A 24543-nucleotide genomic window follows, 5' to 3' on the forward strand; every position below is an offset into this window, starting at 1 on the left:
TCCCTAACTCAGAAGAGGTTTAGTTAAGCTCAGTTAACCTGTAAGCAATTCTATAATTTGAGAAGTTTTTCACCGATAAAATACATTTAGATTGCAGCTTTTTTCCGACACCATTTCTTACCGCTCTAGCCATATCTATGTACCAGTCCCTTGCTGCCCTATGTGCCGCTTTGATGTTAACGGGCATTGTCTATGTCCTCGTAAAACATGATCAAAAAATCGCGATGCGGCAACAGGACTATCGCTACATTATTTTTGGTTGCATCCTGTTAGCTTTAGGGCGTTGGTTATCTTTTTTGCAATTCTCCCAATACCTCGCCGCCCAGTGGCAATCTTTAGGAACGGTCTGGCAGTTCGGTGAGCGATTTATTAGTGAAGGTGTTGGGCTGATCTTCGTTGGCGTTGGACTGGTGCGGTGGTTGCCAACTTTAACGACGTTCCAGCGTCGAGCCTCTGCCTATAGACAGACCAGTGAAGCCTTAGAATCCGAACGCAATATTCTGCAAGGATTATTTAATAGTCTCCAAGGCGCGTTGTTCGTCTGTGATGGTGCGGGTAACTTTATCCGTTGGAATCGTTTTTATCAAGAAGTGCTTGGTTTTAGTGATGCAGAGATGTCTCACCTCAAGGCGATCGAGACCATCGTGCCTGAAGATCGAGAGTTTGTGCAGCAACAGTTACTGGAAGTTTTTAGTCAAGGCTATGCAGAAGGGGAATTTCGAGTCCGGACAAAACAGGGCAAGACTTTAAGACTATATGGATTTGCGTCGCGGGTTGAACTTGATCTCGATCAAAATGCTTCGGGATTTACAGGCATTGCCATTGATATTTCCGCTCTCAAACAGGTCGAAGCGGAACTGCGACGTTCCCAACGGTCTTTGCAGATGCACAATTGCTTCTTGACCTTGGCCCATGCCCTTACCCAGCGTTTACATGGCTCCCTAGAAATTGAAGATATCGCCCGGGAAACCACGACAACGCTACATCAATATTATGCAGAAACTTGTATTGGTTTTTATTTATTAGAAGGTGCAACTTTTGAGGATGGCCTACTCAAGCTCCAGAGCCATGCGGGTTTTTCGTCGGAAAGGCGCGTTGCCCTCAATCAACTCACCGCCAGCCATCGTCTTTTTCGCTATGCTTTGCAGGATAAAACGCTCCAAATTTTAGACGCTGCGGAATTGGCTTGTTTTTGTGATGATCTCAGTCCCCAAAGTGTTGCCCTGAGCAATGCGGCGAAGGTTTTAACGATTCCTTTGATTTTCCATGAACAACAGTTTGGCTTGCTGTTGATGCTATTCCAAGAGGATAAAACCTTAGCTTCCTATGAAATTGATACCCTCCGCGCCCTGGGTCAGTCGATTTCTTTGGCGATCGCCAATGCCCACCATTTCAAAGAACTGCGCTACCAAGCCCGCTACGATAGTTTGACGACCATCGGCAATCGCAATCTATTCCACGACACAATTCAGGAGTGGTTAAATGCGCCCTCCTTGGGGTACGAGTTGATCATTGTGATGCTGATTGACCTAGACCGTTTCAAGGATCTCAATGACACCCTGGGCCATAAGCTTGGGAATACCTTTCTGCAACAGATTGCCCTGCGCTTACTCTCGGCCCTCAGTCCCTACCAGGGGATCGTTTGTCGCTTGGGAGGAGATGAATTCGCCGTTGCCTGTCCGATGATGCACAGCAAATGGGAAGAAGCCTGCCAGCAGGCGGTGGAATTGGCCGATATTTTGCAGGCAGCGATCCAACAGCCCTTTGTCACGGCGGGCAATGTGATTCACATTACGGCGAGCCTGGGGATTGCGATGTTCCCCAACCACGGGACAGATAGCCACGCCGCCCTCCGCAGTGCCGAAGTGGCGATGTATGCGGCAAAGCAAAAACGTACGGCCTATGAGATTTACCACGAAGATATTGACCACTACACCCCGCGTCGCCTCGCCATTCTCTCTAGCCTCGGGAAACCGAGCGCTCGCCAACAATTCTTTTTGTGCTATCAACCGAAGTTTGATCTCCGGCAAAAAAGACTGATCGGCGTAGAGGCTTTGGCCCGTTGGCACCACCCCACGTTTGGGCTTATTTCCCCCGCTGAATTTGTCCCCCTCGCGGAACAAAGTGATGCGATCCACGCGCTGACCTACTGGATTTGGGAAGAAGCTTTCCAACAAAAAAAAGCCTGGCAAAACCAAGGTCTTGATTTGGCGATCGCCCTTAATCTATCGGCCTGTAGCTTGCTCGATCCAAACTGCCTGACCACCTTTGAGTCGCTCCTCCAGCAATATGAAATCATCCCTGCACAGGTTGAACTCGAAATTACAGAAACCGCCCTCATGAGTGACCCGCGCTATGCCCTAGAGCTATTACAATGCTTCGCTAATCTGGGGGTGCATTTATCCATTGATGACTTTGGTACCGGATATTCTTCTCTGAGCTATTTACAGCGGTTTCCGGTTCATGCCCTAAAAATTGATCAATCCTTTGTGGTGGATATGCTCACCAACGAACAAAGCCTGGTGATTGTCCGCTCGACGATTAATTTAGCCCACAGCCTCGGCCTAGAAGTGGTGGCAGAAGGGGTCGAGAATCAGGCCATCCTGGATTTACTCAAAGAAATGGGGTGTGACATAGCCCAAGGATATTTTCTCGGGCGTCCCCAAAGAGCCGAACAGGTCCATCGCTTCTCCGCTGAAGGCCTCAAGCGAGTTGTTTAGAAAGACACTACTTGGGCTTGCCGAAAACCTGAAAAATAAAGTAGTGAAATGTAAACTTTTTCGACTTTCTTGTAGCCACCACGACAGGCACGCCGTCCCAAAGAGATATATTGTTACAATAACTTAAAGAAAATACCAGTAAATTTAATTTGTATCAGCTATGGGTCGTGTTGGGGTCTTATTACTTAACCTAGGTGGGCCAGACAAATTAGAGGATGTCCGTCCTTTTTTATTTAATTTGTTTGCTGACCCCGAAATTATTCGTTTACCCGCGCCATGGATGCAAAAGCCGCTTGCTTGGCTCATTTCCACGCTCCGGGCCGGCAAATCCCAAGAAAACTATAAAGAAATTGGCGGTGGTTCGCCCCTCCGACAAATCACCGAAGCCCAGGGGACAGCCCTCGCCCAAAAGTTGGCGGAGTGGGGTCAAGAGGTCAAAGTTTATGTGGGGATGCGCTACTGGCACCCCTTCACCGAAGAGGCGATCGCCGAAATTAAACAAGATAACCTTGATCAGCTGGTGGTATTGCCACTCTATCCCCAGTTTTCCATTAGTACCAGTGGGTCTAGCTTCCGGGTACTCGAAGAAATGTGGCGCACCGACAAAGACCTCAATCAACTCGATTACACCCTCATTCCCTCCTGGTATGACCATCCCCAGTACATTGCTGCGATGGTCGATCTCATTCGCCAAGAGCTGGATCAATTTGAAAACCCAGACCAGGCCCACATTTTCTTTAGTGCCCATGGCGTCCCCCAAAGCTATGTCGAAGAAGCGGGGGATCCTTACCAACGGGAAATCGAAGAATGCACCAAGTTAATCATGGAAGCCCTTGGTCGTCCCAATGACTACACCCTGGCCTACCAAAGTCGTGTTGGCCCCGTGGAATGGCTCCAACCCTACACCGAAGATTCCCTCATTGCCCTGGGCGAAAAAGGCGTGAAGGATTTGGTGGTGATTCCCATTAGTTTTGTGTCTGAGCACATCGAAACCCTCCAGGAAATCGATATTGAGTATCGGGAAGTTGCCGAGGAAGCTGGCATTGAAAATTTCCGCCGCGTTCCGGCTCTGAATACTCACCCGTTATTCATCGAATCCTTGGCGAACTTGGTCACCGATTCCCTGGAACAATGTCCTCGCACCTTTGGTCAGGTCACCCACCCCAAAGAAAATATGAAAATGTATCCCCAAGAATTGTCCTGGGGCATGAATACCAGCGCCGAGGTTTTAAATGGTCGCCTCGCCATGATCGGCTTTTTGGCGTTGTTGTTGGAGTTGATTAGTGGCCAAGGCCCGCTCCATTTTGTTGGCATTATGTAAATAACATCCCCCTAGCTCCCCCTTTCAAAGGGGGATTTTTGTTAAATGACGCGCTCGTTGCCGCCATCAAGGGGAATTTGGGCGGCGGTTGTTTTAGCGAATAGATCACTGCAAAGGGTTACGGCGCATTCAGCGACGTCCTGGCTGGTGATTTCCACCTGGAGGAGATTATTTTTCTTGTAATCTTCAATGGTCAGGCCGTAGGCTTTGGCGCGTTTTTCGAGCACTTCGGGCGTCCAAATCCCTGTGTCAAAAACAGCATTGGGATGGACGGTGTTGATCCGAATTCCATCTGAACTCCATTCCAGTGCTGCCACCCGTGCCAGTTGGTTGAGGGCCGCTTTCGAGACGGAATAGGCGGCGACCCCTTGACCTGGAGCAGCAACATTTTTCGAGCCAATGATCGCAACCCGGCCCCCTTTCGGAGCCAGTTTCAGGAAAGGATGGCATTCCCGCAGCAGAACCAAATTGCTGTCGAGATTGATGTCGAGTACCTGTCGCCAGTGGTCGGTGGGGAGATTGGCGATCGCCTGGCTGGGGGGGAAAATCCCGGCGTTAAGAATTACCATGTCCAGACCACCAAAATATTGGACTGCTTGCTCTAAGGCATTTTTAATTTGGGTTTCATCCGTCAGGTCACAGGTCAGGCCAAGAAAATCAGGGCGATCGCAGAGAGTTTCGATGGCCGGGTTAATATCCAGGGCCACCACCGCCGCCCCTCGCTTCAGGAGAGATTCAACGCAGGCTTTGCCAATGCCAGAGGCGGCCCCTGTCACCAGGGCAATCTCGCCGGTAAATTCTGGTGGATTGCCCCCTTTTTTCAGTTTGGCCTGCTCTAGATCCCAATATTCCATATCAAAAATATCTTTTTGGGACAGGGCTTGGTAGCGACTGAGCCGTTCAGCACGGGTAATAATCTCGATGGTGTGGCGATAGATATCTGCGACAATGTTTGCGGCTTTGGCGGTTTGGCCGACGGTAATTAAACCGAGTTCCGGATCGAGGATTACCCTGGGGGCCGGATCAAGCATTGTTTTGGGTTCCTTGGCTTGGGGCGCTTGGCTGGCGAAATAGGCTTTGTAAGCGGCGGCGAACCCTTGCACATCGCGACCAATCAGGGGCACGGGTTTGGTGCGAATCACATGGTCGGGAGTGGCGGGATTTTGTTGGGAAATGCGCCCTAAGTCTTCTCGTTGGGTGAAGTTCAAAATTTCCGGGCGGCGATCGCCTTTGAGAATCACGGGGAAACCTGCCACCTGGGAAACGTCGTAACGGAGTTGGGCTAGGGTTTTCGCGATGGGAGTATCACTGGTTTTTACAGAACGTTGGGGAATCTGCCAAGCCCCTTGCTGCTGGAGATAGGTTTCTGCTTCCTGGACGAGGGCAATCATCCGCTCATAGGATTCTTTGGCCGTCGCCCCAAAGGAGAAAATCCCGTGGTTTAACAAAATCATTCCCTCAGTTTGGCCATGGGCTTCGGCGGCAAACCTTTCGGCACAAAGGCGAGCAAGATCAAATCCCGGCATGATGTAGGGAATAATCACCAGGCGATCGCCATAAATTTCTTTGATTCGCTCCAGCCCCTCCGGTGTGTTGGTAATTGTTACAATCGCGTCGGCATGGGTGTGATCGACATATTTGTAGGGCAAAATGGCGTGCAAAATCGTTTCCACCGAAGGAGTCGGGGCGGTGGCGACGGTCATTTGGGTCTTTAGTTCGTTGACCATCTGGGGGTCACTTAGACTGGGTAATTGAGCCAATTTCAACAAATGCTGCATCCGCACCGGGGCAAAACCGGCTGCTTCGATGGTCGCCAAATCCCAACCGCTCCCTTTGACGTAGAGGATTTCTTCTGTTTCGCCAACTAGGTTCGTTTCCGTGACCTTGACAGAGGTATTACCACCGCCATGGAGTACCAAAGAGGGATCTCGCCCTAACAAACGCGACGTGTAAACCCGCAGGGCCAAATCCCCCTGGTAGGTGGCTGCTTCTTGATCATTCCAAAGGCTTTTCATGTACTGAGTTCCGCTAAATTACACAGTACAAATCTTAGGCCGCTTCGGGTTGCAGAGCTAAAATTTACGGCGCTAAGCGTTGCCGCTGCCAAGTGCGATCGCCTTGTAAGGTAAACACAAGCCGGTCATGGAGCCGACTGGGACGTCCTTGCCAAAATTCAATTTTTTCGGGCTTCACCAAAAAGCCGCCCCAATGGTCTGGCCGGGGAATCTCTTTGTCGGCGTACTCGGCTTCGAGGTCTTTGAAGCGCTGTTCGAGAACTTCCCGGTTGGCGATCGCCTGGCTTTGGGCAGAGGCCCAGGCTCCAATTTGGGATTTACGGGGGCGGCTGGCGAAATATTCATCGGAGCGTTCAGGAGGCAGTTTTTCGACGGTGCCTTCGATGCGTACTTGTCTTTCTAGGGGTTCCCACCAAAAGACCAAAGCCGCATATTGGGTTCCTGTTAGTTCCAAACCCTTTTGGCTGGTGTAGTTCGTAAAAAATGTAAACCCTGCCTCACTAAAATCTTTTAAAAGCACAACCCGTGAACTGGGTTTCCCGTCAGGGCCGACGGAGCTGAGAACCATCGCATTGGGCTCACGAATTTCATCAATTTCCGTTGCTTGTTGGAACCAAGTGGCGAATTGCACCATGGGGTCATTGCTCACATCATCTTCATGGAGACCCGCTTTGGTGTAATTTTGGCGGAGATTGGCAACGTGCATAATCATCGGCGGCACCAACGAACTAACGGTAATGGACTCAAAGGACAGAATGAAAGTCGCTTTGTATTGTAGTGGAATTTTTTTGCGGATGTTGGCCCTAAAAACTAACCACCACTGACGGGAGGAATCAGAACCACCTCATCGCCCTCCTGGAGCACTGTTTCCGGGGAGACAAATTCTAAATTCACGCCAAAGCGGGTGACGGCCTGCCATTCTGCCAAACTGGGATATTCACTGAGAATGTGCTGGAAAACGTCCATAACTGTGCTGCCAGGGGCAACTTGCCAATGTAAAACTTCGGTGCCGTAGGTTTCTTGGTAGATTGCGAAGAGCTTAATGGTGATTTGGAGCGGGGCAGACATTGAATGTTTTCGGGTGAGGGGGAGTTGTGAGGACATTTTCAGAGGATCATAGCGGTGTTGTTGGGGTTTCGCCAAAGGAATCACGCTGACAGGATTTTTTTGGGGTATCCTTGGGTTAAATTTCGCCTCCTTCCAGATAACAACAACCATCGATGAATCTCCTTGAGTGCTACAAAATTTTAGGGTTACGGGTTGATGCAGAGCTGGAAGCAGTAAAGGCGGCCTATCGTCGTTTGGCGCGGCAATGTCACCCGGATGTAAATCGTGGCGATCGCCAAGCGGAATACAAATTTATCCAAATTACCCAAGCCTACAAAGTCCTGGCAGAAATTCACCGTTCCCCGGACAAACAAACTTGGCTCCCATCCCCAGAACCACAGCAGCCCCCAGGGAGGGCGATCCTTTCTCCTCTAGATCAGCGGCTGAAGTGGCAGAGCTACCAACGGCTCCAGGACTGCCTACAACAACAGCGCTATGCTAGGGCGATCGCCTTAATGGAAGGTCTAGCCCAGCGGCTCCCCCAAGATCTAGAGGTGCGCCAATGGCAAGGGATTACCTACCTCAGTTGGGGCCGCCATTTACTCCAACAGGGGCAACACCACAAAGCCCGCACCTATCTCCACAAAGCACTCCTGGCTGATCCCCACAACCGCAAGCTACGCCAACGGGTAGAGGAACTTTTGCAAACTATTTTGATTCCCGCCATCTGAAAAATCCGGCCTGGTTGATTAAGCCTCGACATATTGGGCGATCGCCTTCAGGAAGCGCACCGGGTGAAATGGTTTTGTGAAGTAATCATTGGCACCGAGATCCTGGGCTTTCTGACGGTGGAGATCATTATCGCGGGAGGTGAGCATTACGAAGGGTAAGTGATCCCATTGGCTTTGGCCCCGCACCATCTGCAAGAGGGTAAAGCCATCATAACCAGGCATTTCCAGGTCACAAATTGCGAGATCAAAGGTCTGTTTTGAGCGGTTGAGGAGGTTCCAGGCTTCTTTGCCATCCCGGCACTGCTGCACCTGATAGCCGACTTGATTTAACAGTTTATTGAGGGTACGGCGGACAGCAACAGAGTCATCAATGACCAAAATCGTCGGTTGGCGCTTGGGTTGTTCAGGGGCGGGACTGGACGCTTGGGGTTGCTCTGGGCTGGTCAAGAGTTGCTCAAAGGCATCGGGTAAAAGCACCGGAATCACTTCCCCGGAACCCAACACGGTACACCCCGCAACGTAGGGAGGATAGGCCACGGTATTGTCTAGGGATTTCAGCACCAGTTCCCGTTCCCCAAGGATTTCATCCACGGCGATCGCCAAAGATTTTTTCCCCTGGCGTACGATCAGACCGATGGTGGGGGCTGGCCGCTGTTCCGGGGGCAAGAGGAGATTGCTTTGGGGATAGGGCAGCAGTTGATCGAGGGCATGGAGTTTGAGGGGGGTGCCTTGCCAATCAAGAAATTCTGGATACTCTAAATTGTCTTTGTTAACCAGCGAGAGCACAGCCTGGACAGTCACCGAAGGAAAGGCGATCGCCTGTTGCTGGCAGCGGCAGAGGAGCAACGGCAAAATATTAAAGCTCAGGGGAATGCGGATCGTAAATTTTGTCCCCTGGTGCCGCTCACTACTGGCGGTAATGGTGCCTTTGAGTTGGGCCAGTTCGAGGCGGACAATATCCAGGCCTAAACCCCGACCGGAGAGATCGCTGACGGTGTCCCTTGTCGAAAAGCCTGGGGCAAATAGATATTCAAGGATTTCGGCTTCGGTCGGTTGGTGATTGGGCGCACAAAGTCCTTTGGCGATCGCCTTTTGTTGCACCCGGTCTAAATCAATGCCCCGGCCATCGTCTTGCACCAAAATTTCCACCATATTCCCCCGCAATTGTGCACTGAGGCGAATGGTTCCCGTCTCGGTTTTTTGGGCTTGGCGGCGTTCCTGGGGCGGTTCAATGCCATGGTCAAAAGCATTCCGGATTAGGTGGGTCAGGGGCGTGCGCAATTGTTCCAAAATTGCTTGATCCACCAAAACCTGTTCCCCCTCAATGGCTAGCTGTGCCATCTGGGGGTAGCGTTTACTCAAGGTCTCCAAGGACTGACGAAAACGGCGTGCCAAGTTGCCAAAGGGCATCAGGCGCGATTGGGTCAGATCCTGGTTGAGATACTCTAACTGTTGCCGCACCCCTTCTAAAGATTCTTGGAATTCCCACCGCATTAGTTCCAAATCTTCCTGGATCTCCTGCACCTGTACCATCAGTTCCTGGAACTGCTGGAGTTGGGAATGGGCCTGGGTGTATTGGTCAAAGTGGAGGGTGTCAAATTCCGTGTGGGTCGCAGTGGCCAATTCTAAGGACGGTTTCTGGCTGCCACCATTTTGGCCTGAACCAGCGGTAGCCACAGCCAATTTATCGTAGAGGGCTGTCACTTCATCGCGGATCGGGTTGAGTTGCTGGGTTCTTTTTTAAGATTGCGGCTGGCCCGGAGGAGTTGATCTTGGTGCCGGGTGAGCTTTTCGTAGCCAATGAACAGTTCCCCGACAGCATTCCCCATGCGGTTGAGTTGCTGGATCGGCATCCGAATTTGCAGGCTAGAGGTTTGTTTGGGAGCAGGTTTTGGCGTGGCATTAACCGGCGTGGCAGGAACTGGATCGGGACTGGGGTCAGCCTCGGCTGGGATCTCAAGTTTTGGCGGCTCTGGAACGCTTAGGAGAGCTTGGAATGATTCGCTAATCTTGGCCTCATCAGGGTTGGTTAGGTATGCCTGGGTCAGACGACGGATTTCGGCGATCGCCCCTTGGCTGAGGGTAACAGAATCAATGGCCGCACTATCTAGGGCTGTTTGAATCAGGGTGGCAATGGCCTTCAGCCAGGGAACCCCAAGGGCATCCCCTAGGAGGCGACATTCTTCTTCGAGGGTTTTGAGTTGGCGGGCGGCACTGCGGGGGGTGGGATCGTGGGTGAGGAGTTTTTCGAGGCGCTGCACACAGGCTTCGAGATCTACCTTGAGGGCGGTGGCGACAAATTTACTGGGGGCATTACCAGCAGGAGCAATGGCTTCGGGTGCAGGGGTCTGGGCCTGACTGAGAAATTCTTGGAGGGCGATCGCCATTTGTGCGGCCCCCGGACTGTCCCCTGGGTGGTCGTCGTCCCGGGCTGCCAAGTCGAGGCAATGTTGCACCTCCTCCATGGCGAGGCTGATCAAATCGAGTGCAGTCTGTTCTGCTTTAATCCGGCCGGCGGCGATCGCCTCTAAGAGATCCTCCATCTGGTGGGCTAGGTTGTGCAGGGTCGATAATTCTGCGATGCCAGCGCCTCCTTTGATGGAATGGGCAGCGCGCACCAGATCTTGGTATAGCTTTGCCTGATCGTGGCCTGCGGGTTGTTGGCGTTCTGCTTGCAACAGCCCCATACTTTGGTGGAACAACTCAACAAAATCCGGGGCATCTTCCAGCAAAAAGCAGTGGCGGGCTTCGAGGGCGATCGCCTTTAAACTAGCAGCATCCAACATGGCAAAGATAGTAAAAGAACATTAAAACAGCCGAAAAATACAAACGTTACTCAATCTCAAAGCGGGACGAAGAATCCTTCAGGGCGATCGCCACCTGGGTCAGCGCATCCAACTGACCAGACATCGTTTGGGATTCTGCCGCCGTCTTTTGGGCCACCTCCGCCGCCGATTGCATAATTTTCGTGACCTTCCCAGACACATCCCGCTGGGAGACCATCGCCTTCGAGATCCGCGCCAGCACCTTGTCAATTTCCTCACTAATGCGGGACACACTCTGGAGCGTCGTTTTCGTCTTTTTCACCAATTCTGTCCCCGTGACCACCTGGGAAGTACTTTCCTCCATCATCTGCATCATCTGGGCCGTTTCTTCTTGGATCCCGCCGATCAACTGCTCCACTTCCTGGGCTGCTGTGGTGACCTGTTCCGCCAAGCGACGTACTTCATCAGCGACCACCCGGAAACCTTGGCCATTTTCCCCGGCTCGCGTTGCCTCAATGGAAGCATTAAAGGCCAGGAGGTTTGTCTTTTCGGAAATGTCAGAAATGATGTTAACGATTTTCGAAATTTCCTGGGAAGATTCCGCCAGACGTTTCGCTTTCTTCGAGGTATCTGCCACCGAACCCCGAATTAGATCAATGCTTGTCACCGTTTCGTCCATGGTCGCCTGGCCTTCCTGGGCCGCCAAACGGGATTTTCGGGCAATTTGGGCTGCCCCCTGGGCCGATTTCGCTACCGCTTGAATGGATTGGGCAATACCTTGTACCGAACGTTCCGCCGATTGGATCGCCTGTTCCTGGACTGTGGCTTCCGTGGAGAGGCGCGTGATTAGGTCATTGTTGACGATCGCCAAATCATATACCTCGTCTGCCGAAGATTTCACCTGGGAAACCAAGGCCCGCAGACTCCGGAGGGTGGCATTGAAGGCATCGGCAATGGAACCCACTTCCCCTTCGTCTACCATCGCCTGTACCGTGAGGTTCCCCTGGCGCACCTCTTCAATTTGGAGCAGCAACCGAATCACCCCTTCCTGGAGACGTTCCCGCTCCTGGCGCTGGAAGGCTGCCTCTTGATCTTTAGCTTGAGCTTGGGCTTCGACGGCATCGGTAATGGAGCGAATTTGCGCTGCCATATTATTAAACGTGGTGGCTAACTGCCCCACTTCATCCTTAGCAAAAACTTCGGCCCTTGCATCAAGGTTCCCGGCCCCAAACTCGGTGGTTACCTTTTGAAGGCGCTTGATCGGTCTTGTGATCGTGCGTCCCAGGAGCCACGCTAAACCAGCCGCCACAAAGACCCCAATTAAACCCACCGTTGTCTGAAGCAGTAAGCTGTCCTGGATTAGGGCATTGAGGGTATTTTCATCGGTGCCCCGGACAATGATCGCCACGGGTTCCCCGGCGCTATTGAGAATGGATTCCGCCGCGAGGGTATAGGAGATGCCATCGATCACCTGGGTATCGACCACGGTTTCCCCCCTAGCGTTAACGGCGGCCGTCAGGAAAGAGAAATCCGGTAGCGTGAGCAGATCAGGGGCATTAAGGGAGGTCTGGATCACCTTACGGGTACTGTCTTCCCCTTCTTCCTGGGCATCCTGTTGGTAGAGGGCACTGGCGAGCTGGAAACCACCATCGGGGTTGACTTGGTAAATCGCACTGTAACCGCCATTGAACGCGCTGACAGTATTCGCGGCAATATCCAATTTGGCATTGAAAATCACATCGCCGGAAACCAAGGCCCCAAGAAGATTATCGTTACTGCCGATCACGGGGGTAACGGTGTAGCGGACGAGGGCAAATTCGCCTTTTTTGGTGCCAATGGGGAATCTGGTTACTTCTCGATTCAGGTCATCCCAAGAGAGCAGTTCGCTGGTTTTGAGTTGCTGTCTCGTTTGGAGGGCTTGGGTGACGAGGCCATTGGGGTCAAACACTTCCCCTTGGCGATCGCCGTTGCCGTTGGTGATAATCCGGAGATTCGTACTGACCAGGGTGGCATATTCGATATTACGGGCTTGGATTTCGTTTTGGAGAATGGCCTGCACCTGGGCGAGCTGCTCAGGGGGAACGGTACCTGTACTTTGGTAGGCCGCTGCGGCGGCGATGATTGCGGCGTTATCCGATTGGCCCCGGAACCCAAAACCCATCTGGTCAATTTTGACGTTGTAGTTAATGTCGTTGACCGCAAGCTCTGAGGCGGCCTGTTCCCGCAGCTGCGATCGCCCAGAAGTAACAATAATCACCGCCCCTGCTGCCACCACTCCGGCGATCGCAATGGCACTGGAAACAAAAATACCGATGAATTGTTTCTGGGCAATGGAAAGGTTTTGTAATCGCTTCAGGGGAGGGGAGGTGACATCGACATCGGTGTAGTCAACATCGTCGTAAACCAGGGCAATGGGTTTGGGGGTTTGGTCTGGGAGGGCGATCGCCGAGGGGTCATCGGTCTCTGGATCTACCTGGGGTAACTGTGCCTGGAGATCTCCAAGGGCTTTGGCGGCACTGGCGGCAAAAATGCCTTCGGGATCTTGGTCAATGATTTGCTGATAGCTGGCGATCGCCTCTGGAAAAAAGCCTTCGCTTTCGAGGGCACTGGCGAGGCTAATTTGGGCGACCATGTCCGTGGGATCAGCGGCGATCGCTGCTTGCAATGCCACAATCTCTGGGCTGTATTCTTTCGCTTCTGAGACTTCTAGGACAATGGAAGATTCCGGCGGGTGGGCCGTAGCCGTTGTTCCGTTCCCGTTGGTTGATGCCGCTGGGCGATCGCCATTGTTACCATTGCCATTCTTTACCTCTGGGAAATCCATCGCTTCCCCTAGGGCAAGGAGCGCCTGTTGGGCACTGGCGGCAAAGACGCCGTCTTGATCCGAAGCCACGATGTCGCGGTAAACTTCCGCCGCCTCCGGCAAAAAGCCTTCGGTTTCCAGTTGACTCGCCAGACTGATTTTCATCACAATATCTGTCGGATCAAGGGCGATCGCCGCCTGGAGTTCTTTGATTTCCTCAGAAAAAGCCGGAGAAGTTGCCGTGTTCATGGTCTGTTCTGTTGTGCCCATAGGTAGTGATTCTGTGAAATTGACGTTGAAAAAACTCAAAACTTACTGATTGACCGGGACGCCCTGTAGGTGGCGGGATAAATGGGCCATGGCCAACGTAAATCCCGTCTCTGGCCCCTTGACCAGTTGGCGATCGCAATGGGGATAAAATCTCTGCCAAGCCGCCGCCACCGGAGCCGCCTCCCCCAAGTCAAACGGCGCAATGCCCTCAAGCTGGGTCACCACAAAGCCCACTTGCCCTGCATCCCCCTGGCCCAGGAGCACCACCGTTAGCTTTTCCTGGGGATTGGGCCGTGCTGCAGATGTTCCTAATCCCGAAGGCGATCGCCGATCCACCACCCAAATCAACTGCCCCCGTTGGTTCGTCACCCCCAACACCCCTGGAGCGACCCCTGGTACCGGGCAAATGTCTTGGCGGGGCAGGGTCATCACTTCCAACATATTTTCTAGGGGAATCAACAAGCGCGTTTGGGCAAGGGGGTCAGCCCCAGCAGGATACAGTTGAACCCGGAAGAAATCGGTTTGGGTAGGGGGAGCGACCATGGCAAAATCAGACCTTTATCGAAGAAAAAAACAGCACTATCTAAGCCAAATACTCTTTGACTGTTTTCATGAATTCCATCGGACTGTAGGGTTTCGTTAAATAAGCATTGCCCCCTTGACGTAACGCCCAAAAACGGTCGAAGTCCTGGCTTTTGTTAGAACAAAAAATAATTGGCACCTCCTCGTAACCCAGGCTTTCGCGAATTTCTCGGCATAAATCGAGGCCATTGAGCCCAGGCATCACAATATCGAGGAAAATTAGATCCGGTTGGTCATGGTTGCGCAGCCAAGTTAAGGCTTCATCGCCATTGTCCGCCAGGCTGACCTCTAGGCTCATTTTTTCCAGGAGTGCCCGGACAAGGGTTTGTTCCGATTTAGAATCATCAACAACTAAAACTTTTTTCATCTTATTTTCTTGATCAGTGTTAGAACTTGGCGCAATTTATTCTGAAAATTGAGTTTAGAGATTATGAAATACAACCTCTAGGGCGTAGATTGCGCTGATGTTTGCTCCACATAGGACTGCACCATCCGTATCAAATCCTGGGGATTGAACGGTTTAGCGATGTAGTCAGAAGCCCCCACCATCTTGGCACGGAGGCGATCAATAATTCCATCGCGCCCCGTAAGCATCACCACGGGAATATCCCTAAGCATTTCGGATTGGTTGAACAGGCGACAAAGCTCGTAACCATCGATTTCGGGCATGTTGATATCCATCAGAATTAGTTCTGGCCGTTGGCGGGCAAAGGTACTCAGAGATAAAGCAGGTTCAGTGACCCCGATAACATCAAAGCCACTGGCTTCTAGGGTCATTTTGACGACCCGTTGTATTGATTTGCTGTCATCAATACAGGCAATGCGGGGTTTGGGTTTTTGGGGAACGCCCGCATAGGGAATAACTTCAATCAAGCCTGTCTTGACGAGGGGATGGAAGAGTTGGCTGAGTTCGAGGGTAGAACGGCGGGTGTGGTGACTCAGCTCATAGAGGGTGACTTGTTGGTCGAGGTGCTCCCGGAGGCTTTCCATAAATTGATAGTCCTGGAGGTTTAGCCAGGAGCGGCTCCGGATTTCACGGAAATCTTTGACTTGTAGGCGCTGGAAAGGGGAAGCGATTTCGGGGCGGAGTTGTACCCATTGGCGAACGGTCGGCTGGATTGGGCGCACCATTTCTTTGAGGGACAGGGACAGCAACAGGGGATCTAGATTAAGGGCGCGTTCAAATTTAATGGCAGCGCGGGGCAGGGATAAAAACTGGGCGATCGCCTCTTGGGTCGTAAAAAATAAAACTTGGCGGACTTGCTGGAGGGATAATTTTCCAGCTTTCCAAATTTGACAAATGTAATCGTAATCTTGGGAAAAGCTATCTCCCATGGGAAATTTTGCTTTCGGAAACAGTTGCCCCAAAAGATACGTTAAGCGCTCCCGTTTACCCATACCACTGGTGGCAAAATGCAGCTTCCCGCCCCCAAAATAAAGCTGCCAAAATACCGATTCATCTAAGGGATCGTAAATGGTCATTGTCCCCGACATTTGCCGTTGGATCAGGGATTGGAGGACTTGGCCCGGAATCACAACGTTTTTGGTGATGGCATCTTGCACTTTCATATGAAACACACTAGCGGGAATTGATTTGAAGAGGGTTTAGCGCCTTTGGTCTTTACCCGTGGCTGGGAAAAATGGATCGGGAGGGTAGTGGGTAAGCGCAGCGACAGAATTATGTCAGGGGCAATTTATTCTAGATCGACTTTATCGCCTGAAAAATATGGATTTCATAGTTTTATCGGGTTGCCTGGTGACTAGGCTCAAACCGCAGTACAAAAAGCTTGAATAAATGGGGCTAGGGCAAGATTGAAAATTCATGGTGCTTGGGGGCAACTCTATTAGTTAATCTGAGCAATACTAATGCTACAGAAAGAGATTATTTTCTTACCATAAAGACTTGGTTAAAAGTAGTATGTTTAGCTACGAAAAGACTTTGACCCCACCGATCTTGACGCCCCATTAATATACTTCAAAGCCAGATATAGCAAGGAATTTCAGGACTTTTACCCCGTGCTGTTCTAGTGGTGTCTAAATTGAAATCGGGGGAGCCTCTTAACGACGGATTAAGTGATCGAGGCGTTCTTGGATGAGCAGTTGGAGGAGGGCGCGGAGGGTTTGGAGGCCAAAGAAAAATACGGTGAGGGCGATCGCCCCGGTGAGGAAGAGAGAGGCCGCCTGACTCCAGACTAAAATACCGACCACGCTACTAAAGCCCCAGAGGATGCCGTACATCATGGTTTTGATCGCGAGGTAGATGCGGCGCAATTGGCGATCGCCTTCAACGGATTTAACGCGAAATTGCAGTTCCCCTAACTCAATGCGTGATTCGAGGCGTTTAATGGCCATTTCGGTGCGGCTGGGTTTCTGGAATTGGTACAGGACAAATTCTTTAGTCTGTTGAGCGAGGCTCCCCAGGCGATTTTCCCCAGGTTTGTGACTCACGGCCAAGCTACGAATAAACGGTTGGGCCGCCGCCATGAGATTGTATTGGGGGTCGAGGGCGCGGGCAATGCCATCGAGGGTGGTGAGGGCCTTGATGATAAAAGTCATTTGGGGCGGCAGGCGAAACGGTTGCTGCTCAAACATCAGGTAGAGCTCGTTACTAATCTGCTCAAATTCCTGGAGATCAATGGGGCGATCGCGGAACCGATCTAAAAGAAACGCAATCATCCGTTTGACTGGGGTCATATCTGCCATCGGTTCGATGAGGCCCATGTAAACCAGAGTTTCGACCACCTCGTCCGTATCCTTGCGCAGCACCGCAAAAAAGGTGCGCATCATCTGGGTTTTTTCCATGGATTTGACTTCGGTCATCGTGCCGAAATCATAGAAAATCAGCTTCCCTGTGGCATCGACGGCCATATTGCCGGGGTGGGGATCGGACTGAAAAAAGCCATCCTGGAGCAGTTGTTTGAGGTAAGAAGAAATGCCGAGGCTAATCACATGGTCTGGGTCAATATTGCTTGCTTCGAGGGCGGCCCGGTCGTCAATTTTAATGCCCGGTAGATATTCGAGGGTTAAGACCTTGCGGGTGGTGTATTGCCAATAAACCTTGGGCACGAGAATTTGCTGATCGTCGGCGAAATTTTGCCGAAAATGATCACCATTTTTTCCTTCATGGATATAGTCAATTTCTTGGTAGAGAAGCTCGAAAAATTCCCGGTAAATTTGATTGAGATTGTATTTTTTGAGGTCTTTTAAAAAATAACTGGCCCAATGCAAGAGTTTTTCGAGGACTTGCATATCCACTTGGAACAGACGACTCAGGCCGGGGCGCTGAACTTTTACAGCCACTTCTTCGCCGCTGTAGAGGGTGGCCCGGTGCACTTGGCCCAGGCTAGCGGAGGCGAGGGGTTCTAGTTCAAAGTCCTTAAAGAGGGCATAGATAGATTTGTTAAATTCTTGCTCGATGACGGCGATCGCCGCTTGACCCTTAAATGGCGGCACCCGGTCTTGGAGTTGGCTTAGTTCTTCGATGTATTCGATGGGAAATAGATCCGGGCGGGTTGACATGGCCTGGCCAATTTTGATGAAGGTCGGCCCCAGATCCAGGAGGTGATTGACGAGCCAGCGGGCTTGGCGATGGCGTTTGCGGGCGGGGTTGCCACCGGGGAGTCGGTCTTTGCCGAGCCGGAGGATAAACTGGGCGGCCACGGTAAAGATTTCTAGTTGCCGTTGCCTGAGACTCAGTTTGCGCCGTTGCCAGCGGGGAGTTTTCACGATTGATTTTGCCCTAGATTTCGACCATCCCTCATCATACAGAAAAGCTTCAACCCAAAAACGTGTTTAGGTAGAGTTCGATCAGGCGATCGCCCCAAAAGAGACTACTAATCGCCCCCAAGGCAAGAAACGGCCCAAAGGGTAAATGTTGCCCCCGCTGGTGTTTACCGAGGCCCATGGCCCCGCCGATAATCATTGTGCCCAGGGCGCAGGCCAAAATTACCGTTAAGAGGACGTTTTGCCAGCCCAGCCAAGCGCCAATCATCGCCAAAAGTTTCGGATCACCGCCCCCCATGGCCTCTTGGCCCAGCACCGCCGAACCAATGACACCAATGCCATCTAGTAACCACAGTCCCAATACTGCGGCCCCAATGCCACCCATTAGCCCATAGATCGCGCCAGGGAAGCCATTCGCCTGGAAGCCTAGCCCCATCTGGAAGAGGAGACCGAGTACGAGGCCCGATTGGGTTAAGGGGTTGGGCAGGGTAAAAGTGTCGTAATCAATGAGGGCCAAGGCCACCAACCAAAACAGCAGGGTAAAGGCGGCGATCGCCTCTAGGGTCAACCCAAATTGAACCACCGTGGCGACACAGAGCAAACCCATCAGCGTTTCGACGAGGGGATACCGGGCGGCAATGGGCGTTTTGCACCAGCGACATTTGCCCCCCAACAGGAGCCAACCCAACACCGGAATATTTTCCCGTGCCCCTAGTTGGTGGCCGCAGTGGGGACAGCGGGAGGGGGGATGTGCCAGGGATAAACCCGCTGGCAGCCGATAAACCACCACGTTGAGGAAACTGCCGAAACAGGCTCCCCAGATGAATAGAAAAATAAAGGCGATCGCCAACAAACCGGACTGTTGTAAAAGCGCGAGCATGGTGATGTCTCTCAAACCCTAGCCAACCAGCCCCATTATCCCCTTAGGCGATCGCCAAATTTTCAAAAACCCTAAAACAATCTTTTTCCTAGGGATTGACCTGAAGAATCAAGTCATTGGCCAAGGTGAGATCAAGATCCGTATTGGTTTCTACCACCAACAGATCCACGCGATCAAGGCCCAAAAATTGGGGGATTAAGGTTGCGAGAATACCAGCACCAGCGCCAATTAAGAGTTCCTCTGTGGCGATCGCCCGGTCTCCGGTAATGGCGGCGATCGCGGCGGCGGCCCCCGTACCTAAGGCCGCATTTCTCAACAAATTGCCCACATCAGTGCCCCGGCGCACACTCTCCGTATCTGTGATCACCTGGGAGGCCGCGTTGATATTGTACATTTGGCCGTTGGGTAACTCTAGGCGTTGGGCGACAAAGCGCGTCCCATTCCCTGACGGTCGGAACTCCCCTTGAATTTCACTGCCCTGGGGAATCAGCACTATCCCCTGGGTATTGACAATATTGGCATCCACCGTGAGGGTCACCGGTAAAATTTCATCCTGGGTTAAGAGGATTTTGTCAGCGGTGTAACTAATTGGAATAATCGTGCCCGCTGTGATGCGATAGTCCACAGCCACCACATCCTGGGTGACGATATAAGGGGAATTTAGTGCCTGTACCTGACCCTGGGAAAAGAGAGCCTGATAAATAAATGCGGCCACCTCAGCCCGTGTGGCATTGCGCTTGGGATTGAGTTGTTGCAAATTGGCATAGTTCACCACCATTTTTTGTTCTGTCGCGGCGGCAATGGGGCTCCGGGCAAAATCAGCAATATTCGCCGCATCCTGGTAATAGCCGAGGGTGGTATTGATGTTGTTACGGGCTGAATAATTTAAACCATTGGCTAAGGCTACTAAAACCTGCTCCCGGGGAATATTTTGTTCGGGTCGGAAAACCTGACCTGGATATCCCGAAAGAAAGCCCATCTCATAGGCATTATTAATCGCATTAAAAGCCCAATAGCTGCTGGGGACATCCACAAAATTAATCGCATTGCGGTCTTGGCTCTTTGGGAGGGCTTTCTGCACCATGGCCGCAAATTGAGCACGGGTTACAGGCGCATCGGGCCGAAAAGAACCATCAGGAAAACCGGCAATGATCCCCCGGTTGACCAATTCATTAATAAAGCCTGTGGCCCAATAGTTACTCGGAACATCTGGGAATTGGCTTGTTTGGGCCATCACCGCTGCGGGTTGCAGCAACGATCCCTGGAAGGGTAATGTACTTCCTAGTCCGAGGGATAAGGCTAAAAGAAGAGCGGTGGATTGCTGGGTTCGCTTCATAGAAGGCATATTATTTTTCCTTGCGTTTCAGATTAGGGTGACTGCTTGATTTCAGGTTAGCGTTGTTACCGTCACTTCTCACTTAAAAAATGCTTAAATCGAATTATTTAAGCTAAATTTACTAGGTTTTTAGACGACTTGTTCCCGTAAATGTTCCGCTGATTTTTTCGTTTTCAACTGCTTGGAAATGTTCTGAACAATAATGGGGATTGCTAAATTTATGCAGGGATTATTGAAGACTAGCCCTGCTTAAAAAATGTTTCCAGCTAGTCAAAAGCAACATAAAAAGGCGATCGCCTTTGGATCGCCCGATGGTAATTTTGTGAAAATTTTGATTGTTGTGGGGCTATTTCGGCATGTCGTTGAGATCAAAGATAAAGGGGGCGCTGGAGCGTTGATCGCCCATGACCAGCACCTTCGGCATTTGTGCGCCTCCTTCTTTCCAGGCTTCAATGGCTTCTTTTTTGAGCACGAGGTCTCCCCCCTGGGCCTTGAGGGTTTCCGCGAGCAAGCGTTGGGCTTCGGCTTTCCCCTTGGCTCGGTTGATATCTGCCTGGGCCTGTTGTTCGGCTTCTTGGGCGACGTAGATGGCCCGCTGCGCCCGCTGTTCGGCGATTTGTTTTTCTTCGACGGCGCGGGAAAATTCTGCGGAGAAGTTTAAATCAACGACGCTGGTGTCGAGGACAAGGATGCCATATTTTTCGAGGCGGGTTTCGAGGGCGGTATCAAAGTCATCCTTAAGTTCGGTGCGTTTGGTGATCGCTTCTTCGACGGTGCGCTTGGCGGCGGCAACCTTAAAGGATTCTTGGGTTTGGGGGGCAATAATTTTCGAGACAATATTTTGTAGGGTGCCCTGGGTGCGCCGAATTTCGACGACTTTCACGGGATCGAGGCGGAAGTTAATGGCGAAACGGGCGGTCAAATCCTGCAAATCCTTGGTCGAGCTTTGGGCTGGGACTTCAAATTTTTGGACGGTGACATCGTAGACATCCACGCTGGCAATCAGGGGCGGTTTGAAATGAATTCCTTCTAGGAGAGCGCCGTCCTGGGCTTTCCCAAGAACGCTCAAGACACCGGCTTGGCCAGGATTAATGATGACAAACGCATTGAGCACGATGAAAAATAACAGGGCGATCGCCACCCCAATCAGTGAGAGGGGAAAATTTTGGTTGGGAGTAATGTTACGCACGCGGTTTTGGTCTCCAAATCAGTTCTAGCGGCTCGGTTTTCCATCCCATTGTAGTGAAGACGACCAGGAGGCAAAGGGCAAAACCCAAAGGCGATCGCCCCAAGGAAATGTAACAATTCGTTAAGCTAAAAGCACTGACCCCAATCATTCCGTCTGAAATTTCCTTTTCTAATCTATGGTTGCAACGCCCCTCCCTGAACCCACTGCCGACACGACGCCTGCCTTTGATTGGCACGCAGCCTGGTATCCGATCCATTTCGTGCAGGATCTCGACAAAACCAAACCCACCCGCTTTGTGCTGCTGGGGGAACCCCTCGTAATTTGGTGGCAGCCCAAAACCCAGCAATGGCAAGTCTTTAGCGATGTGTGTCCCCACCGCCTCGCGCCCCTATCCGAAGGTCGCATTGTCGATAACTGTTTAGAATGCCCTTACCACGGTTGGCAATTTGCGGAGACGGGCGCCTGTACCAAAATTCCTTTCCAAGCCCCAGACGGTGAGGCCCACCACAGTCCCAGAGCCCAGGTAAAAACCTATGCCAGTTGCGTTAAACAAGGGTTGCTGTTTGTCTATGGGGGCGATCGCCACGTGGCAGCCCAAACGCCGATCCCGACGGTGCCCCAGTTAGACCAACATCCAGGGGAATGGGTGATGGCTGATGTATTTCGTGATATTCCCTACGATGCGACAACCCTCTTAGAAAATGTCCTGGATACGAGTCATGTGGCCTTTACCCACCACCCCCGGGTCGGTAACCGTAAAAATGCCAAGGAATTTATCCTCGATGTTTCTGAAGTAGAAAAAACAGGCTTCACGGGCAATTGGGAAGAAGGCCCCCGACGCGGCACCCTCGGCGCCCAGAAAACAACTTTTTTTGCGCCGGCTGCCATGTGGCACGACATTCCCGAAAGTCCCTTTGGCCAGGTGATGACCGTTGTCTACGCGACCCCCACCGAAAAAGGACGCTGCCGGGCGATTGTGCGGCTCCCCTTCCGTTTTAAAGCGGCCATACCCCGACTCGCGTTTAAATTTACTCCCCGGTGGTTTTCCCATCTGAATCAAATGGGCATCCTTGAAGATGATCAAATCTTTTTGCATCTCCAGGAACGGGAATTGGCAAAATCGACCCAAAACTACGCCAAAACCTGTTATTTGCCGACCAGTTCAGATTTGTTTGTGTTGGCCTATCGCCAATGGGTAGAACGGTATGGCGAACCTTTCCCAGACGAAGATTTTTCGCCCGCAGAACCACAACAAAGCCAATTGTTAGAGCGTTACCATTCCCACACCAAAAATTGCGCCAGTTGTACCCAGGCTCTTCATCGAATTCAGAAAGGGAAAAAAGGTGTCATTGGTTTGGGATTTCTGCTGTGGTTGGGTTTGCCCTTCGCGATTTTTTCTGGTTTGCCCACTTGGAGCCTTGGGGCGATCGCCACGGTGATTATTCTTTTGGCGGGCCTCTGGTGGCAACTCTATCGCCTAGAACGTCGATTTTTTGAAGGGGAATATCCCCCAACGCGAAACTATCAAAAGTGATTAGGACGTACTCTCTTTAGGGAAATTTCTTGTAATCAGCCAGAAAACCTAGGTCACCTCCCCAAGAGCTGCTTATAATTCAGCTAGAGTCGGCTATTCCGAGAAAATCTGCATCAGTTCTTGGCCTCAGCAACTATCTCTATCTAACGGACTTGTTTGCCCAAGACCCAACTGAAATTTATTTCGCGCACTACTTTTCCCTATCTTTTCCCTCTAAAAATCCCCATGAAATCCACCTTACGGCCCCTGCTCTCTTGTTTACCCGTCCTCCTCGGCTTTTGGGTTGAGGGGGCGATCGCCAATCCCAGTCCCACGGTTCCCACCACAATCCCTAACGCCTACCCGGTGCTGGTGAGTCAAGTTCCAGTTGGACGACAAGTTGCCACCCAAAAAACAACCTACGCCCCCAGTGAGCCAATTATGGTGAACTACGCCAATCTACCGGGCAACTCTGGAGATTGGATTACCATCGTTCCGGCCAATGCCCCCGACAATAGCTACGAAGAATGGTTTTATACCGATGGTCAACGCTCTGGCTCTCGTCAATTCAAAGGTCTCGCTGCTGGCAGCTACGAAGTACGGGTTTACCACAACTGGCCCAATGGCGGTTATGTCGTCCAGGATCGGTATCGTTTCACTGTCGGGACACAAGCGGCAACACCAATTAACAACCGTCATATTTCTACCAATAAAACGGTCTACCAAGCTAATGAACCGATTATGGTGAACTACACTAATCTCCCTGGTAATCGCCAGGATTGGATCACCATTGTTGCAGCCAATGCCCCAGACGATAGCTACGGTGAATGGTTTTATACCCAAGGGCAGCGCTCAGGTTCCCGTCAATTCAGAGGTCTCGCCCCAGGCAATTATGAAGTACGCGTCTACTACAACTGGTCTGCGGGTGGTTATGTCGTCCAAGATCGTTACAGCTTTACGGTGCGCTAGCCAGCCATCAATCTAGACCAAATTTAATTGATTCTTGTCTTCCAATGCTTAAGCTCCCCGATAGAAACGTTCACCAAGCTTAAGCAGCGGAAGATTTTTTTAGCCTTTGCTTATGAAGACGGCATCGAACAAATAAAATCGACTTGGGTCTAAACTTTAGACTAAATTTGCTTGTCTAGGATGAGCAAATTCGTTTTCCAACACTCAAGTCTGACATATCAACGCAGGATCATCTTCTAAAAGAGTACCGTAGACCTGCTGGATTAAACTGCGGGCGTGGTTATTTTGAGCATCTACAGAGCTATTAAATAGAGCAGAAATAATCACTTGATTACAAGGGAAATACACATAAAATGAACGATAGCCCAGTGTTTCGCCTTGATAAAACCAATAATTGCCCCAACGTTCGTCGTAACCCTGGATAATCCCCAAACCAAAACCATAGGGATCTGTCGCTGTTGTTTGGGCGATCGCCTCTCCTGTCTGTAAAGAAACGATTTGCTGCATTTCTTCTTTTTCTTCAGCGGACAGCAAATTGTCTTCAACGAATAATGTTCGTACCCAGTGGATAATGTCTTCTGTATTTGAAACTAAGGCCCCCGCCGCCCCTGTCCAAGACAGGTTGTTACGGCTAACATCTTTTCCCACAAGTTCTGGGTTGGTTTGACACTCCCCTGCC

Annotated in this window: 19 protein-coding genes; 5 read left to right on the plus strand and 14 right to left on the minus strand. The window is 51.4% G+C overall.

The features are described from left to right. The first annotated feature begins 137 nt into the window (after positions 1–137). Together AACR41_RS02370 and hemH are read left to right on the plus strand one after the other, a co-directional pair. Positions 138–2720, plus strand: coding sequence for a bifunctional diguanylate cyclase/phosphodiesterase (locus AACR41_RS02370; RefSeq protein WP_052349717.1), 2583 nt, complete (start codon positions 138–140; stop codon positions 2718–2720). A 160-nt stretch (positions 2721–2880) separates the two neighbouring features. Then, complete coding sequence (hemH, locus tag AACR41_RS02375) at positions 2881–4041, plus strand: ferrochelatase (protein ID WP_030007947.1); 1161 nt, start codon at positions 2881–2883, stop codon at positions 4039–4041. A 41-nt stretch (positions 4042–4082) separates the two neighbouring features. Here hemH and AACR41_RS02380 read toward each other — a convergent pair whose 3' ends face one another. The 3 genes from AACR41_RS02380 to AACR41_RS02390 all read right to left on the minus strand — a co-directional run bounded on the left by AACR41_RS02380 (position 4083) and on the right by AACR41_RS02390 (position 7124). After that, positions 4083–6056 carry a bifunctional aldolase/short-chain dehydrogenase gene (locus tag AACR41_RS02380; RefSeq protein ID WP_030007948.1) on the minus strand — a complete coding sequence of 658 codons (1974 nt, stop codon included), beginning with the start codon at positions 6054–6056 and terminating at the stop codon, positions 4083–4085. A 64-nt stretch (positions 6057–6120) separates the two neighbouring features. Then, positions 6121–6768 carry a pyridoxamine 5'-phosphate oxidase gene (gene pdxH / locus AACR41_RS02385; RefSeq protein ID WP_030007949.1) on the minus strand — a complete coding sequence of 216 codons (648 nt, stop codon included), beginning with the start codon at positions 6766–6768 and terminating at the stop codon, positions 6121–6123. 98 nt (positions 6769–6866) lie between these two features. Then, positions 6867–7124, minus strand: coding sequence for a MoaD/ThiS family protein (locus AACR41_RS02390; protein WP_030007950.1), 258 nt, complete (start codon positions 7122–7124; stop codon positions 6867–6869). Positions 7125–7276: 152 nt separating this feature from the next. Between AACR41_RS02390 and AACR41_RS02395 the strand changes: the two genes are divergently transcribed. Further along, positions 7277–7834 carry a J domain-containing protein gene (locus tag AACR41_RS02395; protein ID WP_030007951.1) on the plus strand — a complete coding sequence of 186 codons (558 nt, stop codon included), beginning with the start codon at positions 7277–7279 and terminating at the stop codon, positions 7832–7834. An 18-nt stretch (positions 7835–7852) separates the two neighbouring features. On the opposite strand, the gene AACR41_RS02400 is transcribed toward AACR41_RS02395, so the two are convergent. From AACR41_RS02400 to AACR41_RS02445, 10 genes are all read right to left on the minus strand, one after another. Further along, on the minus strand, positions 7853–9538 hold the full coding sequence (locus AACR41_RS02400) for a hybrid sensor histidine kinase/response regulator (RefSeq protein WP_052349718.1): 1686 nt from the start codon (positions 9536–9538) through the stop codon (positions 7853–7855). Continuing rightward, positions 9535–10620 carry an Hpt domain-containing protein gene (locus tag AACR41_RS02405; RefSeq protein ID WP_052349719.1) on the minus strand — a complete coding sequence of 362 codons (1086 nt, stop codon included), beginning with the start codon at positions 10618–10620 and terminating at the stop codon, positions 9535–9537. Before AACR41_RS02405 ends, AACR41_RS02400 begins: the two co-directional genes overlap by 4 nt. Before the next feature lie 46 nt (positions 10621–10666). After that, positions 10667–13672, minus strand: coding sequence for a methyl-accepting chemotaxis protein (locus AACR41_RS02410; RefSeq protein WP_030007952.1), 3006 nt, complete (start codon positions 13670–13672; stop codon positions 10667–10669). 42 nt (positions 13673–13714) lie between these two features. Next, entirely contained in the window at positions 13715–14215 is a 501-nt protein-coding gene (locus AACR41_RS02415; protein WP_030007953.1) for a chemotaxis protein CheW, read from the minus strand. 40 nt (positions 14216–14255) lie between these two features. Continuing rightward, entirely contained in the window at positions 14256–14621 is a 366-nt protein-coding gene (locus tag AACR41_RS02420; RefSeq protein ID WP_012308196.1) for a response regulator, read from the minus strand. 77 nt (positions 14622–14698) lie between these two features. Next, complete coding sequence (locus tag AACR41_RS02425; protein WP_030007954.1) at positions 14699–15823, minus strand: response regulator; 1125 nt, start codon at positions 15821–15823, stop codon at positions 14699–14701. 489 nt (positions 15824–16312) lie between these two features. Continuing rightward, positions 16313–17980 carry an ABC1 kinase family protein gene (locus tag AACR41_RS02430; protein WP_030007955.1) on the minus strand — a complete coding sequence of 556 codons (1668 nt, stop codon included), beginning with the start codon at positions 17978–17980 and terminating at the stop codon, positions 16313–16315. A gap of 49 nt (positions 17981–18029) precedes the next feature. Next, positions 18030–18857 carry a prepilin peptidase gene (locus AACR41_RS02435; RefSeq protein ID WP_045442430.1) on the minus strand — a complete coding sequence of 276 codons (828 nt, stop codon included), beginning with the start codon at positions 18855–18857 and terminating at the stop codon, positions 18030–18032. Positions 18858–18945: 88 nt separating this feature from the next. Then, positions 18946–20193, minus strand: coding sequence for an S-layer homology domain-containing protein (locus AACR41_RS02440; protein WP_223209954.1), 1248 nt, complete (start codon positions 20191–20193; stop codon positions 18946–18948). Positions 20194–20539: 346 nt separating this feature from the next. Next, positions 20540–21382: a prohibitin family protein gene (locus AACR41_RS02445; RefSeq protein WP_012308201.1), complete on the minus strand. Its 843-nt coding sequence runs from the start codon at positions 21380–21382 to the stop codon at positions 20540–20542. A gap of 175 nt (positions 21383–21557) precedes the next feature. Here AACR41_RS02445 and AACR41_RS02450 point away from each other — a divergent pair, with 175 nt between their 5' ends. Next, positions 21558–22916 (plus strand): aromatic ring-hydroxylating dioxygenase subunit alpha, encoded by a 1359-nt coding sequence (locus AACR41_RS02450; protein WP_030007958.1) that lies wholly within the window; start codon positions 21558–21560, stop codon positions 22914–22916. Between the two features lie 225 nt (positions 22917–23141). After that, positions 23142–23864, plus strand: coding sequence for a hypothetical protein (locus AACR41_RS02455; protein ID WP_030007959.1), 723 nt, complete (start codon positions 23142–23144; stop codon positions 23862–23864). A 204-nt stretch (positions 23865–24068) separates the two neighbouring features. On the opposite strand, the gene AACR41_RS02460 is transcribed toward AACR41_RS02455, so the two are convergent. Beyond that, positions 24069–24543, minus strand: a 475-nt coding sequence (locus tag AACR41_RS02460; RefSeq protein WP_030007960.1) for a serine hydrolase, incomplete at its 5' end; no start/stop codon positions are given.

This window comes from Picosynechococcus sp. NKBG042902, assembly GCF_963864045.1.
Classification (GTDB): Bacteria; Cyanobacteriota; Cyanobacteriia; order Cyanobacteriales; family MRBY01; genus MRBY01.

Excerpts from the sequence above, each read along its gene's own strand:
- pdxH (WP_030007949.1), bottom strand. The coding sequence starts at position 6,768 with ATGATTATGCACGTTGCCAATCTCCGCCAAAATTACACCAAAGCGGGT.
- hemH (WP_030007947.1), top strand. The coding sequence starts at position 2,881 with ATGGGTCGTGTTGGGGTCTTATTACTTAACCTAGGTGGGCCAGACAAA.
- AACR41_RS02405 (WP_052349719.1), bottom strand. The coding sequence starts at position 10,620 with ATGTTGGATGCTGCTAGTTTAAAGGCGATCGCCCTCGAAGCCCGCCAC.
- AACR41_RS02410 (WP_030007952.1), bottom strand. The coding sequence starts at position 13,672 with ATGGGCACAACAGAACAGACCATGAACACGGCAACTTCTCCGGCTTTT.
- AACR41_RS02370 (WP_052349717.1), top strand. The coding sequence starts at position 138 with ATGTACCAGTCCCTTGCTGCCCTATGTGCCGCTTTGATGTTAACGGGC.
- AACR41_RS02380 (WP_030007948.1), bottom strand. The coding sequence starts at position 6,056 with ATGAAAAGCCTTTGGAATGATCAAGAAGCAGCCACCTACCAGGGGGAT.
- AACR41_RS02395 (WP_030007951.1), top strand. The coding sequence starts at position 7,277 with ATGAATCTCCTTGAGTGCTACAAAATTTTAGGGTTACGGGTTGATGCA.
- AACR41_RS02440 (WP_223209954.1), bottom strand. The coding sequence starts at position 20,193 with ATGAAGCGAACCCAGCAATCCACCGCTCTTCTTTTAGCCTTATCCCTC.
- AACR41_RS02390 (WP_030007950.1), bottom strand. The coding sequence starts at position 7,124 with ATGTCTGCCCCGCTCCAAATCACCATTAAGCTCTTCGCAATCTACCAA.
- AACR41_RS02425 (WP_030007954.1), bottom strand. The coding sequence starts at position 15,823 with ATGAAAGTGCAAGATGCCATCACCAAAAACGTTGTGATTCCGGGCCAA.
- AACR41_RS02455 (WP_030007959.1), top strand. The coding sequence starts at position 23,142 with ATGAAATCCACCTTACGGCCCCTGCTCTCTTGTTTACCCGTCCTCCTC.
- AACR41_RS02415 (WP_030007953.1), bottom strand. The coding sequence starts at position 14,215 with ATGGTCGCTCCCCCTACCCAAACCGATTTCTTCCGGGTTCAACTGTAT.
- AACR41_RS02420 (WP_012308196.1), bottom strand. The coding sequence starts at position 14,621 with ATGAAAAAAGTTTTAGTTGTTGATGATTCTAAATCGGAACAAACCCTT.
- AACR41_RS02435 (WP_045442430.1), bottom strand. The coding sequence starts at position 18,857 with ATGCTCGCGCTTTTACAACAGTCCGGTTTGTTGGCGATCGCCTTTATT.
- AACR41_RS02450 (WP_030007958.1), top strand. The coding sequence starts at position 21,558 with ATGGTTGCAACGCCCCTCCCTGAACCCACTGCCGACACGACGCCTGCC.